Source organism: Bradyrhizobium sp. SZCCHNS1022 (assembly GCF_032484835.1).
GTDB lineage: Bacteria > Pseudomonadota > Alphaproteobacteria > Rhizobiales > Xanthobacteraceae > Bradyrhizobium.
Map to the genome: position 1 here is coordinate 424,469 of NZ_JAUETT010000001.1, position 13,736 is coordinate 438,204.

Genomic DNA, 13,736 nt, shown 5'->3' on the forward strand with positions numbered 1-13,736 from the left:
GGGTCGCGCTTCGCTCGCCCGGGACGACACCTGTTTAGCTCAGCACTTGTTCAGCTCAGCGCCACGTTGACCGCGGACTCCGGCAGCTCTGCATTGAAGCAGCGCTGATAGAACTCCGCCACCAGTGGCCGCTCGAGCTCGTCGCATTTGTTGAGGAAGGTGACACGGAAGGCGAAGCCGATATCGCCGAAGATCTCGGAATTCTCCGCCCAAGTGATCACCGTGCGCGGGCTCATCACCGTGGACAGATCGCCATTGGCGAAGGCGTTGCGGGTCAGGTCGGCAAGCCGGACCATCTTGTTGACGATGTCACGACCCTGCTGGTTCCGGTAGTGCCGTGCCTTGGCCAGCACGATCTCCACCTCCTCGTCATGGGCGAGGTAGTTGAGCGTGGTAACGATCGACCAGCGGTCCATCTGGCCCTGGTTGATCTGCTGCGTGCCGTGATAGAGACCGGAGGTGTCGCCAAGGCCGATCGTGTTCGCGGTCGCGAACAGCCGGAACGCCGGGTGCGGCTTGATCACCTTGTTCTGGTCGAGCAGGGTCAGCCGACCCGAGACCTCGAGCACGCGCTGGATCACGAACATCACGTCCGGACGGCCGGCGTCATACTCGTCGAACACCAGAGCCACATTGTGCTGCAGTGCCCAGGGCAGGATGCCGTCGCGGAATTCGGTGACCTGCTTGCCGTCCTTGATGACGATCGCGTCCTTGCCGACCAGGTCGATACGGCTGATATGGCTGTCCAGATTGACGCGCACGCACGGCCAGTTCAGCCGCGCCGCCACCTGCTCGATATGGGTCGATTTACCGGTGCCATGATAGCCCGTCACCATGACGCGGCGGTTCTTGGCGAAGCCGGCCAGGATGGCAAGCGTGGTGGCGCGATCAAACCGATAATCGGCATCAACTTCTGGGACATGCGGATCGGTTTGGGAAAAGGCCGGCACCTCAAGGTCGCTGTCGATCCCGAACACTTGGCGGACCGACACCTTCATGTCGGGCAATCCGGTGATCTCCTGCGCATTGGTCGTAGCGGCGGTCGTCATTCGTCCTCCGAGGTCCCGGGCGTTTTCCGAAACCAGATGTGTCTGTGGCTGCGGTTGGTGGGCTTCGCAACAGCCTAGCAGAGAGCGATGGCGGGCAGAAGCCTAAGGGTTAATCAAAGTTCCGTTGGGATATCATCAAGATAGGCATGAGACGCGATTTTTGAAAGGCTGCCCTGCGTGCCGTCGCCATCTTTTTGCCCTGCGTCCGGCGCTGCGGCGCGGCATGGCACTTTTGCCGTTGGTTCCTAGTTATGAGACATCATCGTCTGCCTGCTCGGGATTTGTGTGGCCCACCTGCTTGACCCTCTCATCGGCTTCGTCTCGGATCATTCCGGATTGGCCTATCTCACCATCTTCCTGGCTGCCCTTTTGGAAGCGGTACCGATCGCGGGCTCCGTCGTCCCCGGTACGACCATCATCCTCGCCTTGAGCGCGCTGATTGCGGGCGGGGAGTTAAAGCTGGAATGGGTGCTGACAGCGGCAATCCTCGGCGCTTTGCTGGGTGATGGCTCGGCGTTCTGGGTCGGCCACCGCAGCCAGCGCGAGATCCTCACGGCTTGGCCGCTCTCGAACTATCCCCGCCTGGTGGCGCAGAGCGAGGCCTTTTTCCATCGGTTCGGCACGTTGGCGATCTTCTTCGCCCGGTTCGTCGCCCCAATCCGCGCCGTCGTGCCGATCACGGCCGGCGCACTCGACGTGCGGCCGCTGCGCTTCTATGCCGTGAACGTCCCGGCCATCGTGCTCTGGGCCTGCGCGCATGTGCTGCCGGGCGTGTTCGCCGTCCAGCTTTTGCATCGCTATGGCGGCATCCCGCATCACAGCCATATCGCCAAGCACACCTGGATCCTGGCGGTGGTCGCCGGCAGCATTCTGGTCTGGCTGGTGCTTCGCCTGTTGCGCAAGCGCCGCGAAGGCCAGGTGATGGCTCAAGCGAGCGAGTAGCGTGGTAACCCGTCACAGCGACTCCAGAATGGCGCCGCGCCCGGGAAACGGCCCGACGTAGCGGGCGCGCGGCCGGATCAGGCGGCCGTGCTGAAGCTGTTCGCAGGCATGCGCAATCCAGCCCACGGCGCGGGCCATCGCGAACAACGCAAGCTCGCTGCCCGCAGGCAGCCGCAGACTGTGCACCAGCACGGCCAAGGCATAATCGATATTGACGAATTCCCCGGTCGCCTCCGCGATCCGCTCCGGCACCTCGCGCGTGAATTTGCGCGGTGCGCCGGCGCGATTGAGCGCGTCCAAAAGGGCGACCGCGCGGGGATCGCCGCGTTTGTAGATGCCGTGCCCAAATCCGGCGAAGCGCTCGCCGAGCGCGACCCGCTCCCGGATCAGAGGTGCGACATCCCGATCGATCAATGTCTTGACGAGCTGCGAGGCCAGAACGCCGGCGCCGCCATGCTTGGGGCCTTTCAGCGCAGCCAAGCCGGCAATCACGGCATCATACAGGCTCAATCCCGTGGATGCCGCGCAACGCACAGTGAAGGTCGAAGCGTTGAGCTCATGGTCGGCGAGCAGCACCAATCCGCGACGGATCAGGTCGGGCGCGTGTTTGTGCTCCGGCGCCCATACCTTTGCGATTTGCTGATGGAGAAGCTCCGTGGATGGCGTCGCGTCAAGCATGGTGGCGACCAGAAGCCGGACGATGCGCGCGCCGACCAAGGCCCGGCCTTCGGCTGCACGATTGAAGGCTCCGGGATCGGCGCTGGTCGCCAAGGCCAGGACTGCGATCGCTCGGTCCAGCGGTGCGGCGCGGTGTGCTGCGGCAGCGATGGCGCTCATGTCCTCAGAAACCACCGGGCGGTTATCCGCGGTGAACGGATCGATCGCGGTCACGTCCCACAACAACGTCGCTGCGTGCTCCAACGTGTCCTTTTCGGCCAGCTCGACGCAGTTGACCCCACGATAGATCGGGCCGGCCGCGGTGATGGTGGACACTGCCGAGTCCAACACGGGCAGCTCGGCATCGAAGCTGCGGAAGCCCTTGGGCTCCGGGGCTGGCGCCCGGCGCTCCTTCAGCGAGCGAACATCGTCGGCCCGGTAGCGATGGCTCCGCGAATCCGGCGACGGCTCGGAGCGAATGAGGCCCCGGCTGACATAGGCGTAGAGGGTCGCCGGCGAGATCGCCAATTCCGCGGCAGCCTCGCGCGCGGAGAGATACAGACCGGGTGAATTTTTCATATTGATTATCTTAATCAAGATTGATCAATCCGTCGAGTCGACCGACTTTCTTCCTGATGCGCCATTCCACCGGAAGGAGATACCGCCATGAACATTCAGCTCGGCAAGACCCCCATCGGCCTGGACGGCATTCCAGCGGCCGAGACCGCGTTGAGCCACGTCGACGGCGAGCAGGGCGAGTTGATCATCGCCGGGGAGCACGTCGCCGATCTGGCGGCGCATGCCAGCTTTGAAGATGTGACCGCACGGCTGTGGAGCGCAGCCAACGGACGCGCCTTCGATACGGCTGAGGTCCGCCGCCAGCTCGGCGTGGCCCGTGAACGCGCGTTCGCTCGGACGCCCGAGTTGCTGGCCGCATCTCGGGGCATGAGCATCGTCGACAGCTTTCGCGCGGCGGTCGCGGCGCTGCGTGCCGAAGACGGGCTGGAGCACGAGGCCACCATCGTGGGCGCCTGCTCCGTCATTGCCGGCGCATTGGTTCAGCGCGCGAACGGTGCGGCACCGATCGCGCCGGATCGAGCGGCCAGCCATGCCGCTGACACGTTGCGCATGCTACGGGGGCGCGCCCCCGAGCCGCGCGAGATCGCCGGGCTCGATACGTATCTCGTGACCGTCTGCGACCACGGCATGAACGCCTCGACCTTCGCTGCGCGGGTGGTGGCTTCGACGCAGGCCGACCTGTTCGCTGCGGTCACCGCCGGTTACTGCGCGCTGACCGGACCACTTCATGGCGGCGCGCCTGAGCCGGTGCTCGAAATGCTCAACGCCATCGGAATGCGGGAGCGCATCAAGCCGTGGGTGGATGCGGCCCTCGCACGCGGCGAGCGGCTGATGGGGTTCGGCCATCGCATCTACCGGGTGCGCGATCCGCGCGCGGACGTCTTGAAAGCAGCGATCGAGCGGCTCGCCTGCGCCGGCGCAGACCTTCCCTTCGCCAGCGAGGTCGAAGCTTATATCCGGGAGGCGCTGCGGCGAAAGAATCCCAACCGCGTGCTGGACACCAATGTCGAGTTCTTCACCGCGATTCTGCTCGATGCGCTGAAGATTCCGCGGCAGGCGTTCACGCCGATCTTCGCAGTGGCTCGCGTCGCCGGCTGGACGGCACATGCCCGCGAGCAGCAGCGTACCGGACGACTGATCCGGCCGAGCTCGGCCTATATCGGACCAAGGCCGGATGCGACGAATGCGTGAGTGGAGCTGACAATCCCTGAACTTGCGCGCGTCCCCGCAATGGGCGCGCGCGTTCCCGGCGGCGGCGGATCAGGCCCGCACCACCGTCTTCAAATAATTGTAGGCCTTGATGATCTCGATCAGGCGATCCTCGGTCGAGCGATCGCCACCATTGGCATCGGGATGATGCTGCTTGACCAGCGCCTTGTACTTGGCCTTGACGTCATCGAGCGTCGCATCCGGACCGAGCCCCATCACCTGCAGCGCCTTGCGCTCGGCATTGAAGATCTTGCGGGCCTCCGGCTTCTGCGCGGCCTGCGGCCCGGGTCGCCAACTCGCGCGACCGTTGATCTCGGCAAACACGCTGAACGGATCGGCCGCATCGCCGAGGTCGCCCTCGACACTGCCGGTGCCGCGCTTGCCAGCGGTGTTGGCGCCCATCTTCCAGGTCGGGCGATGGCCGGTCAGCGCATCCTTCTGATAGCGCGCCACGGCCTCCGCATTCATGCCCGAGAAGAAATTGTAGGACTGGTTGTACTCGCGCACGTGATCGAGGCAGAACTGCCAATATTCGCGCGCATTCTCCCGCCCCTTGGGCGCGCGATGCGTGCCCCTGTTCAGGCAGTCCGGCCACTGGCAACCCGCGGCCTCCTCGCGCACCTGCGGCTGCTTCGCCGCCTGCTTCCTGGGCTTGATGCGGATGGAGTCGAAGAATTTGGATGAATCGATCGGCATGACGGACTTTGACTACGCAACGCGACAAGCTTCAAGTCTTGACATTGCGAATACCTCGGAGGGGGTCGGCGGATTGACGAAAATTAATTTGATGCGTATTGGCTGAACCATGAGCACGCGAGAGGCTATCACCAACAAGTTGCGCGAAGCTTTCTCGCCAGAAAGCCTCGAAGTTCAGGACGAGTCACACCTGCATGAGGGTCACGCCGGCCACGCGCCGGGCGGCGGAACGCATTTCAGAGTGTATATTGTGTCGCAGGCCTTTGCCGGCAAGAGCCGGATCGAGCGTCACCGCCTGATCAACGCCACATTGGCTGCGGAACTAGCGAGCTCGGTGCACGCGCTCGCGCTGCATGCCAGGGCCCCCGGCGAAGCCTGAGTATCGCACAAAAGCCCGTTCGCGTATATCTACATCTTCCGTAGATGTTCCTTGAACGTCTACGCGACGTCAGCGCGAATCCGCATGCAACGACAACACGCAGACTGACCTTACCTCAATTTCCCCGGCACGCGGATCAGAACGCCGTGCCGGCGCGCCGAGGTCTTGCTTCTTCCAGCTCTCCGCGCGGCACCGGCACGATCCTAAGTGCCGTGATGCGGTTGCGCTCCCGCCGCAGCACACGGAAGCGAAAGCCATGGAAGGTGAAACTCTGGCCGCGCTCCGGAATCGAACGGGCTTCGTGGATCACGAGGCCCGCCACCGTGGTCGCCTCCTCATCGGGCAAGTCCCAATCCATCGCACGATTGAGGTCGCGGATCGGCACCGAGCCGTCGACCACGACTGAGCCATCCGGCTGAACGCGAACACCGGCAACCTGCACGTCCTGCTCGTCGGAGATGTCGCCGACGATTTCCTCCAGAATATCCTCCAGCGTGACGATGCCTTCGACTTCGCCATACTCGTCGACGACGAGGGCGAAATGAGTCTTGCGGCGGCGGAACGCCTTGAGCTGCTCGGACACCGAGCGCATCTCCGGAACGAACCACGGCGGCAGCGCCAGCGATGCGACGTCGATGCGCGACACATCACCTTCGGAGGAACGGATCGCGCGCAACAGATCCTTCGCATGCAGCACGCCGATGATGTTTTCCGGCGTGCCGCGCCAGAGCGGGATGCGGGTATATTCCGATGCCAGCACCTCGCGCACCGACTCTTCCGGCGGCAGGTCCGCGTTGACCATCACCATCTCGGTGCGATGGACCATGACGTCGGAAACCTGCAATTCGCGCAGGTCGAGCAGGCCGCCAAACATATCGCGGTCCTGCTTCTCGACCTTGCCCTCGTGGTGCAAGAGATCGACGGCGCCGCGCAAGCGCTCGGTCGGCGACAGGATGGGCTGGTTGGCACCGACCTTGAAGCCGATCAGCCGCATCAATACACGGACCACCGCTTCGATCACCGAGAGCAGCGGCCCGAGCACAAAGACCGTCGTTCGCATCGGCCGCGCGACCGCAAGCGAGACCCGGTCCGGCGCATTGATCGCAATCGTCTTCGGCAAAACCTCGGCGAAGATCACCACCAGCGCCGTCATCACACCGGTGGCATAGAGCACACCGACTTCGCCGAACCATGCCGTGAATAGTCCGGTCGCCAGCGCGGACGCACCGATATTGGCGATGTTGTTGCCGAGCAGCAGCGCGCCGATCAAGCGCTCACGCATCTCGAACAGACTTGAGACGACGTCGGCATCGCGATTGCCCTGTTTCGACAGCCGCAACATGCTGGCGCGGGAGGCGCCGGTCAGGGCGGTCTCGCTGAGCGCAAAGAATGCGGAAGCCGCAAGCAGGACGATGACGATCGAAAGTGTGATCCAGTCCATGACGCTGATATCGCTTTGCATATGGGCTGCCGTTTCGCTGCCGCTGCTCAACACGGCCGGGACCGTCAGCCGCGGCGCTGAAGCTTGGCCTGCAAGAAGTCGCGGACCCTCGACGGATCGACATCCTTGGCGATCACGGCCCGGCCGATCGCCTCCAGCAGAATGAACGTGAGCTTGCCGCGCTTGACCTTCTTGTCCTGGGCCATCAAGGCCAACAGGCTGTCGGCATCGCCGATCCCTTCCTGGGCGAAGCCGGCGATATCCTGCAGATGGGTCGGCAGGCCGACCGCAGCAAGGTGATGCACCATGCGCTCGACGTCCGCGGCAGCCAGCATTCCCAATTCGGCGGAGAATTGCGCCGCCAGCACCATGCCGACCGCAACGCCCTCGCCATGGAACAGGCGGTCCGAAAAGCCGGTAGCCGCTTCGAGGGCGTGGCCGAAGGTGTGGCCGAGATTGAGCAGCGCGCGGTCGCCGGTCTCGCGCTCGTCGCGGGCGACGATCGCGGCCTTGGCGCGGCAGGAGGTGGCGACGGCGTGCTCGCGCGCGGGCCCGCCGTTGACGATGTCGGCGTGATTGGCCTCGAGCCAGGTGAAGAAGCCCTCGTCGCCGAGCAGGCCATATTTGGCGACCTCGGCATAGCCGGCACGGAACTGCCGCGCCGAGAGCGTATCGAGCACCGCCGTATCGGCGATCACCAGCACCGGCTGATGGAAGGCGCCGAGCAGATTCTTGCCCTGCGGCGAGTTGATGCCAGTCTTGCCACCGACGGAGGAATCCACCTGCGCCAGCAGCGAGGTCGGAACCTGGACGAAATCGACACCGCGCCGCAGGACCGCGGCCGCAAAGCCGGCGAGATCGCCGACCACACCGCCGCCGAGCGCGACGACGAGATCGTTGCGCTCGATCCTGGCCGCGATCAGCGCCTCGCTGACCTTCTCCAATCCGGCATAGGTCTTCGACCCCTCGCCCTCGTCGACCACGATCCGCGTGGTCGGAATGCCGGCCCGCGCCAGCGCGGCCTCCGTCGGCTCCAGCCAGTGGCCGGCGACGGTGCGGTCGGTCACGATCGCGGTGCGGACGCCCGGTCGCAATGCCGCGATCCGTTCGCCGAGCGAGGCCAGGACCCCGCGGCCGATGATGATGTCATAGGCGCGCTCGCCGAGCGCGACATCGACCGTGATGGGATCGCAGGCCTTCACCGGGGCGGTCATCGCAGCCCACCGATGGCTTGCGTCACGTCGGCCGGCGCGGTGTCGGCCTCGGCAATCCCAGCCTCCGTCCGGCCATTGGCGGCCGCTGCGGATAGGCCGCAGAGCCGGGCGTAGAGGGCGTCGATGCACTCCTCGACGATCTTGTCGTGCGGAACATCGCGCGACCAGATGGTCAGGTCCGCGCGCTCGTAGACCGGCTCACGTTCGGTCAGGAGACGGGTGACGGTGCCGGCGGGATCGGCGGTCTGCAACAGCGGCCGGTCGGCCCGGCGCTTGACGCGGCGCATGATCACGTCCGCATCGGCCTTGAGCCAGATCGAAATCGCCTTGTCCCGGATGCGCCCGCGGGTCTCTTCGCGCATGAAGGAGCCGCCGCCGGTGGCGAGCACCGCCGGACCGCTGTCGAGCAGGCGCGCGATCACCCGCGCCTCGCCGTCGCGGAAATGCGTCTCGCCATGGGCGTCGAAAATCTCCGGTATGGTCATGCCGGCCGCAGCCTCGATCTCGTTGTCGGCGTCGACGAAGGGCAGTTTCAGCCGCGCCGCCAGCCGCCGCCCGACCGTCGACTTGCCCGCCCCCATCATGCCGACCAGCACGACGAGCCGCTTGCCGAGCGCCGCGACGATGGCGGCCTCGGGAGCGATCTGGCTGGCGGCTGGTTGAGGCGTGTCGATCATCAATTCGGCTATTAACCCACCGGCTTGCTGCATTCAAAGGCACCTGTTCCAGGCAGCTATACTCCGTGGACGCCCCGCCTTGCCAGACAGACTTGCAAGCCGGGAGCGAACATGGTGGATGTCCGAGGTCGTTCGCTGCCTGCCGGCCAAGATGCCCAGCCTGTTCCGATTCCTCACCGTGGTCGCCGTGATCGTCGGCGTCGTGTATGGCGCGATCTTCGCGCTGGCGAATTTCGTCACTCCCAAGCCACGGGAGATGACGGTGACCATCCCGCCGGACAAGTTCCAGAAAAAATAGATCGGCCGCGGCGAGGCTGGCTGAAAAGCCACACCAATTTGATTAAGTTTTTTGCGGTTGTCTTTTGGAGGATTGGCGCCGCGATATCGGCCAACTTCGCTTCCAGGCCTCGGCCATCGAAATGAAGTTCCTACGGCGCAGCGATTCGAACTTCGACCGGACGCGGATAGCACATGCGGGCCAAGGCCTCGAACGCCAAGCTCATCACCCTGTTCCTGGACATGCTGGCCGCGGAACAGGGCGCGGGCGAGAACACGCTCGACGCCTATCGCCGCGACCTCACCGATCTCGCCACCTTCCTCAGCCGCAAAGCCAGCAGCTTCGCGAGCGCCGACACCCAGGCGCTGCGGGACTACCTCGCCGACCTCGACACCAGGGGGTTCAAATCCTCCAGCGTGGCGCGAAGGCTGTCGGCGACGCGGCATCTGTTCCGCTTCCTGCTCAACGAGCGCATCCGAACCGACGATCCCGCAGCCATCCTGGCCGGGCCCAAGCGCGGGCGGCCGCTGCCGAAGGTGCTGTCGATCAGCGATGTCGACCGCATGCTGACCCGCGCCAAGGAGCTCACCTTGGTGGCAGACGCCTCGCCGACGCAGCGGCTGCGGGCGATGCGCCTCTATTGTCTGCTCGAAGTGCTCTACGCCACGGGCCTGCGCGTCTCCGAGTTGGTCACGCTGCCGCGCACCGCGGCGCGTCACGACGCGCGGATGATCGTAGTGCGCGGCAAGGGCAACAAGGAGCGGCTGGTGCCGCTCAACCAGGCCTCGCGGCAGGCGATGGCGGATTATCTCGCCGCGATGGATGGGCTGAAGCCTGAGAAAAAGGCCAACGTCGCCGCTTCGAAATGGCTGTTCCCCTCCTTCGGCGAGAGCGGTCACCTGACCCGGCAGCATTTTGCCCGCGACCTCAAGGAGCTCGCGGTGGCCGCTGGCCTGCCCGCCCGGCTGGTCTCGCCGCACGTGCTGCGCCATGCCTTCGCCAGCCACCTCCTGCACAACGGCGCCGACCTGCGCATCGTGCAGACCCTGCTGGGCCATACCGATATCTCCACCACCCAGATCTACACCCACGTGGTGGAGGAGCGGCTGAAGAGCCTGGTGCGCGACCTGCACCCCCTGGCTGAGAAATAGGCCCGCGGGCACACCGCCTCGAAACCAAATCCGGTGGCGTAATGCCCCGGCCGCTTGACTTCGCGCCCGTCTGCCCCGAAAGAGCGCCATCCTGCCCGCATTCCCGGCCCGAGGCCGGGTGGCGGCGCACCAATCGCATGCTAAGCTCCTGAAGTCATTTGCCTTCAGGTCTACACGCCGAACCGATTTCGCCTTCCAGCGCCTTCCTTCAGCTCCTCCATGCCGGACCCCATGCGCAGTTATCTCGATTTCGAAAAGCCTGTTGCCGAGCTCGATTCCAAGGTCGACGAGCTGCGCGCGATGGCCGCCTCCGGCACCGACATCGGCGAGGAAGTGGCGCGGATCGAGGAGAAGGCCGGCCAGGCGCTGGCCGAGCTCTATGCCAATTTGACGCCCTGGCAGAAGACGCTGGTGGCGCGGCACCCGCAGCGGCCACATTTCACGGATTTCGTCAGCGGGCTGATCACCGAATTCACCCCGCTCGCCGGCGATCGCAAATTCGGCGAGGACGCCGCCCTGCTCGGCGGCTTCGGCCGTTTCCGTGGCGAGCCGATCTGCGTCATGGGCCAGGAGAAGGGCGCAACCACCGAATCCCGCCTGAAGCACAATTTCGGCATGGCCCGCCCCGAAGGCTATCGCAAGGCGGTCAGGCTGATGGAGATGGCCGAGCGCTTCGGCCTGCCCGTGCTGTCGCTGGTCGATTCCGCCGGCGCCTATCCCGGCATCGGCGCCGAGGAGCGCGGCCAGGCGGAAGCCATCGCCCGCTCCACCGACGCCTGCCTGGCGCTGGGCGTCCCCAATGTCGCGATCATCACCGGCGAAGGCATGTCCGGCGGCGCCATCGCGCTGACCACGGCCAATCGCGTGCTGATGCTGGAGCACGCGATCTACAGCGTGATCTCGCCGGAGGCGGCCTCCTCGATCCTGTGGCGCGATGGCACCAAGGCCCAGGAAGCCGCCAACAGCATGAAGATCACGGCCCAGGACATGCTCCGCTTCGGCGTGGTCGATTCCATCTTGAAGGAGCCGGTCGGCGGCGCCCATCGCGATCCCGCCGCCATGATCGCAGCCACAGGCGAAGCGATCGCCCAGGCATTTGAGGAGCTGAAGGGCCTCGACGCCGATGCCGTCCGCAAGCAGCGCCGGCAGAAATTCCTCGAGATCGGCCGCAAGCTCGGCTGAGACGCCGTGGCCGGCCGTCCTGCGCGCCTCGGCGCTCGCGAATTTGTGAGTGAACGCAGCCCCTTGGTCGCATTTCGGCCTGGACGCGGGTATTTCCTGTTTAGACATTGTTGACCACGCTGGCCGCGTGGCCGGACAGCGTGGGGGGAGCGGGTTGCGACCCCCAGGCTCAAAGGTTACAATTTTAATTACTGGTTCGAGGCATGACGCATGGCTTGATCGGCATTCCTTCTCTGCCGCTCCGGCCTTGGAAGTGAGACGAGTGGGGTTTTGCGACATGCCGTCGTGGCGGGGAGCTTTGCATTGATCAACCGCGCATTTGTCCGGGTCCTGCTGACCTCGGCGGCGCTGGCCACGAGTGCGCTCTTGGCCGGCTGCAACAGCGACCAGGTGTCGCTTGCCCAGAATGCCAAGGCCAACCAGCCGGTGCCGCCCAAGCTCGTCGCCGCGATGGGCGAGAAGAACATGGATCTGCAGTCGCCGATCCTGATCCGCCTGTTCAAGCAGGAGGCCGAGCTCGAGGTCTGGAAGCAGGATCGCTCCGGCAAGTTCGGGTTGCTGAAGAGCTATCCGATCTGCCGCTGGTCGGGCGATCTCGGGCCCAAGGTGCGCGAAGGCGATCGCCAGGCGCCGGAAGGCTTCTATTCGATCTCGCCGGCGCAGATGAATCCGCAATCGGCCTATTACCTCTCCTTCAACACCGGCTATCCCAACGCCTACGACAAATCGCTCGGCCACACCGGCTCGGAGCTGATGGTCCATGGCGACTGCTCCTCGCGCGGCTGCTACGCGATGACCGACGAGCAGATCGCCGAGATCTATTCGCTGGGTCGGGAATCCTTCTTCGGCGGCCAGCGCGCCTTCCAATTCCAGGCCTATCCGTTCCGGATGACGGCGGTGAACATGGCCAAGCACCGCAACAATCCGAACATGCCGTTCTGGCGCATGATCAAGGAAGGCTACGACCATTTCGAGGTCACGCGCCAGGAGCCGAAGGTCGACTTCTGCGAGCACAAATACGTCTTCGATGCCGAGAAGCCGCCCGGTGCGACGCGCGATCCGGTGTTCGACGCCTCGGCGAAATGCCCGGCCTATGTGGTGCCCGACGAGATCGCGAACGCCGTGCGTGAGAAGGAGCAGGCGGACGAGGCGGAATTCGCAAAGCTGATCGCCAAGGGCACGCCGGTTGCCAAGCTCAACACCGGTATCGACGGCGGCATGAACAGCGTGTTCGCCTCGCGCGTACCAGGCGCCTCGACCGGCCTGTCGGAGCCTGGTGAAGCGCCGGGCCTGTCGCTCACCCAGTTCTCGCCGCTGCCGGGCACGATCCCCGGTCACGTCAATCCGCCGCGCGCGCCGAGCGCCGACGAGATTGCGACAGCGGCCGCGCCTGAGCCGGCCTCGGTCGGCTCGACCACGCCGCGCGTCGCCGCGGTCAGCGCCCCGGAGAAGGCAAGCCTGATCTCCAACCTGCGCAAGATCAGTTCGAGCGGCGCGATCGCGGCCAACGCCGCGGCTGTGACCTCCAAGCCTGTGGAGAGCAAGCCGGCGCCGAAGGCCGTGGCGGCGAAGTCCGCCGAGGCGAAACCGAACGTGATCAGGCAGGCCGCGGCGCGCCCGCCGTTCAAGCCGTCGGCGACGACCGAGGCCGCAAGCGCCGCCGCGCCCGCACCGGCGCCGCAGCAGACTGCACTGGTTGCAGGCTCGGCGCCGATCATGTCGACGAACTCGTTCGACAGCCGCTTCTCGGCGGTGAAGTAGCTCGGCTTCCCGCCAGACATTTCTTGATTCGATTGTCGAACAGTTCAAGCCTATCGTCCTTGGAATGGACCGGAGGGCGGCAGTCTTCCAGAGATGCGCTGATCCCGCCGGCTGCCTCGGCATCATTGCGGAGCGCGCCGCGCCCAAGCAAGCCGGGAGCCGCGCGACGGTTCTGCATCGTTTCGTTGCTTCGCTCCTGGCGATGACGACGACATAGGCTCGCGTTCTCGCGGCGCGTTTTGCGTCCGAGCTATCCATCCATTCACCCTCACTTGATAGAGGGCACAGGGAAGGCCAGGAGCTTGCCGCCCCCATGGCCCGCCTGCGAAAAAAATGCAGGCGGCAGGTACCACAGGTTTGGCCAAGACATCCCGGCCTTCCCTGCGCGACGGTTTTAACGGCTGCTTCGCGTTCTCCCCGGTGCGCCGGGCTTTCTGGCCACCGTCATCAGCGTGATGCGCAGCATCATCGCCAATTTGACACCAGCGTCGGGGTGCCAGGACCGCGCGACTTGACCGTGCG

General features: G+C 65.2%; 13 protein-coding genes. 7 read left to right on the plus strand and 6 right to left on the minus strand.

The genetic code is table 11. From position 1 onward, the window contains the following. Nucleotides 1–50: 50 nt before the first annotated feature. Entirely contained in the window at nucleotides 51–1,049 is a 999-nt protein-coding gene (gene cobS / locus QX071_RS01890) for a cobaltochelatase subunit CobS (RefSeq protein WP_315702547.1), read from the minus strand. A 285-nt stretch (nucleotides 1,050–1,334) separates the two neighbouring features. On the opposite strand from cobS, the gene QX071_RS01895 reads away from it, so the two are divergent. After that, a complete protein-coding gene (locus QX071_RS01895) occupies nucleotides 1,335–1,991 on the plus strand; it encodes a DedA family protein (RefSeq protein ID WP_315702546.1) in 657 nt (218 codons plus the stop codon). Between the two features lie 12 nt (nucleotides 1,992–2,003). Here QX071_RS01895 and QX071_RS01900 read toward each other — a convergent pair whose 3' ends face one another. Beyond that, nucleotides 2,004–3,227 (minus strand): citrate synthase family protein, encoded by a 1,224-nt coding sequence (locus QX071_RS01900; RefSeq protein ID WP_315702545.1) that lies wholly within the window; start codon nucleotides 3,225–3,227, stop codon nucleotides 2,004–2,006. A gap of 87 nt (nucleotides 3,228–3,314) precedes the next feature. Between QX071_RS01900 and QX071_RS01905 the strand changes: the two genes are divergently transcribed. Then, entirely contained in the window at nucleotides 3,315–4,418 is a 1,104-nt protein-coding gene (locus QX071_RS01905) for a citrate synthase/methylcitrate synthase (RefSeq protein ID WP_315702544.1), read from the plus strand. Between the two features lie 69 nt (nucleotides 4,419–4,487). On the opposite strand, the gene QX071_RS01910 is transcribed toward QX071_RS01905, so the two are convergent. Further along, nucleotides 4,488–5,132, minus strand: coding sequence for a J domain-containing protein (locus tag QX071_RS01910; protein WP_315702543.1), 645 nt, complete (start codon nucleotides 5,130–5,132; stop codon nucleotides 4,488–4,490). Nucleotides 5,133–5,241: 109 nt separating this feature from the next. Between QX071_RS01910 and QX071_RS01915 the strand changes: the two genes are divergently transcribed. Continuing rightward, nucleotides 5,242–5,511, plus strand: a complete 270-nt coding sequence (locus tag QX071_RS01915; protein ID WP_315702542.1) for a BolA family protein — start codon at nucleotides 5,242–5,244, stop codon at nucleotides 5,509–5,511. Nucleotides 5,512–5,647: 136 nt separating this feature from the next. On the opposite strand, the gene QX071_RS01920 is transcribed toward QX071_RS01915, so the two are convergent. The 3 genes from QX071_RS01920 to QX071_RS01930 form a co-directional block, all read right to left on the minus strand. After that, the gene (locus QX071_RS01920) at nucleotides 5,648–6,952 is read right to left on the minus strand and encodes an HlyC/CorC family transporter (protein WP_315702541.1); all 1,305 of its coding nucleotides are present in this window, start codon (nucleotides 6,950–6,952) and stop codon (nucleotides 5,648–5,650) included. A 65-nt stretch (nucleotides 6,953–7,017) separates the two neighbouring features. After that, the gene (gene aroB, locus QX071_RS01925; RefSeq protein WP_315702540.1) at nucleotides 7,018–8,166 is read right to left on the minus strand and encodes a 3-dehydroquinate synthase; all 1,149 of its coding nucleotides are present in this window, start codon (nucleotides 8,164–8,166) and stop codon (nucleotides 7,018–7,020) included. Continuing rightward, nucleotides 8,163–8,843: a shikimate kinase gene (locus tag QX071_RS01930; RefSeq protein ID WP_315702539.1), complete on the minus strand. Its 681-nt coding sequence runs from the start codon at nucleotides 8,841–8,843 to the stop codon at nucleotides 8,163–8,165. Before QX071_RS01930 ends, aroB begins: the two co-directional genes overlap by 4 nt. Before the next feature lie 151 nt (nucleotides 8,844–8,994). On the opposite strand from QX071_RS01930, the gene QX071_RS01935 reads away from it, so the two are divergent. From QX071_RS01935 to QX071_RS01950, 4 genes are all read left to right on the plus strand, one after another. Next, nucleotides 8,995–9,141: a histidine kinase gene (locus QX071_RS01935; protein ID WP_315703159.1), complete on the plus strand. Its 147-nt coding sequence runs from the start codon at nucleotides 8,995–8,997 to the stop codon at nucleotides 9,139–9,141. Between the two features lie 173 nt (nucleotides 9,142–9,314). Continuing rightward, nucleotides 9,315–10,271 carry a site-specific tyrosine recombinase XerD gene (gene xerD, locus QX071_RS01940; protein WP_315702538.1) on the plus strand — a complete coding sequence of 319 codons (957 nt, stop codon included), beginning with the start codon at nucleotides 9,315–9,317 and terminating at the stop codon, nucleotides 10,269–10,271. A gap of 219 nt (nucleotides 10,272–10,490) precedes the next feature. After that, complete coding sequence (locus tag QX071_RS01945; RefSeq protein ID WP_315702537.1) at nucleotides 10,491–11,453, plus strand: acetyl-CoA carboxylase carboxyltransferase subunit alpha; 963 nt, start codon at nucleotides 10,491–10,493, stop codon at nucleotides 11,451–11,453. 303 nt (nucleotides 11,454–11,756) lie between these two features. Further along, nucleotides 11,757–13,214 carry a murein L,D-transpeptidase family protein gene (locus QX071_RS01950; protein ID WP_315702536.1) on the plus strand — a complete coding sequence of 486 codons (1,458 nt, stop codon included), beginning with the start codon at nucleotides 11,757–11,759 and terminating at the stop codon, nucleotides 13,212–13,214. The last annotated feature ends 522 nt before the right edge of the window (nucleotides 13,215–13,736 follow it).

What these genes read in the sequence shown, in the direction of transcription:
- QX071_RS01945 (WP_315702537.1), top strand. Translation starts at nt 10,491, where the DNA reads ATGCCGGACCCCATGCGCAGTTATCTCGATTTCGAAAAGCCTGTTGCC.
- QX071_RS01930 (WP_315702539.1), bottom strand. Translation starts at nt 8,843, where the DNA reads ATGATCGACACGCCTCAACCAGCCGCCAGCCAGATCGCTCCCGAGGCC.
- QX071_RS01935 (WP_315703159.1), top strand. Translation starts at nt 8,995, where the DNA reads ATGCCCAGCCTGTTCCGATTCCTCACCGTGGTCGCCGTGATCGTCGGC.
- aroB (WP_315702540.1), bottom strand. Translation starts at nt 8,166, where the DNA reads ATGACCGCCCCGGTGAAGGCCTGCGATCCCATCACGGTCGATGTCGCG.
- QX071_RS01920 (WP_315702541.1), bottom strand. Translation starts at nt 6,952, where the DNA reads ATGGACTGGATCACACTTTCGATCGTCATCGTCCTGCTTGCGGCTTCC.
- QX071_RS01915 (WP_315702542.1), top strand. Translation starts at nt 5,242, where the DNA reads ATGAGCACGCGAGAGGCTATCACCAACAAGTTGCGCGAAGCTTTCTCG.
- QX071_RS01910 (WP_315702543.1), bottom strand. Translation starts at nt 5,132, where the DNA reads ATGCCGATCGATTCATCCAAATTCTTCGACTCCATCCGCATCAAGCCC.
- xerD (WP_315702538.1), top strand. Translation starts at nt 9,315, where the DNA reads ATGCGGGCCAAGGCCTCGAACGCCAAGCTCATCACCCTGTTCCTGGAC.
- QX071_RS01905 (WP_315702544.1), top strand. Translation starts at nt 3,315, where the DNA reads ATGAACATTCAGCTCGGCAAGACCCCCATCGGCCTGGACGGCATTCCA.
- cobS (WP_315702547.1), bottom strand. Translation starts at nt 1,049, where the DNA reads ATGACGACCGCCGCTACGACCAATGCGCAGGAGATCACCGGATTGCCC.
- QX071_RS01900 (WP_315702545.1), bottom strand. Translation starts at nt 3,227, where the DNA reads ATGAAAAATTCACCCGGTCTGTATCTCTCCGCGCGCGAGGCTGCCGCG.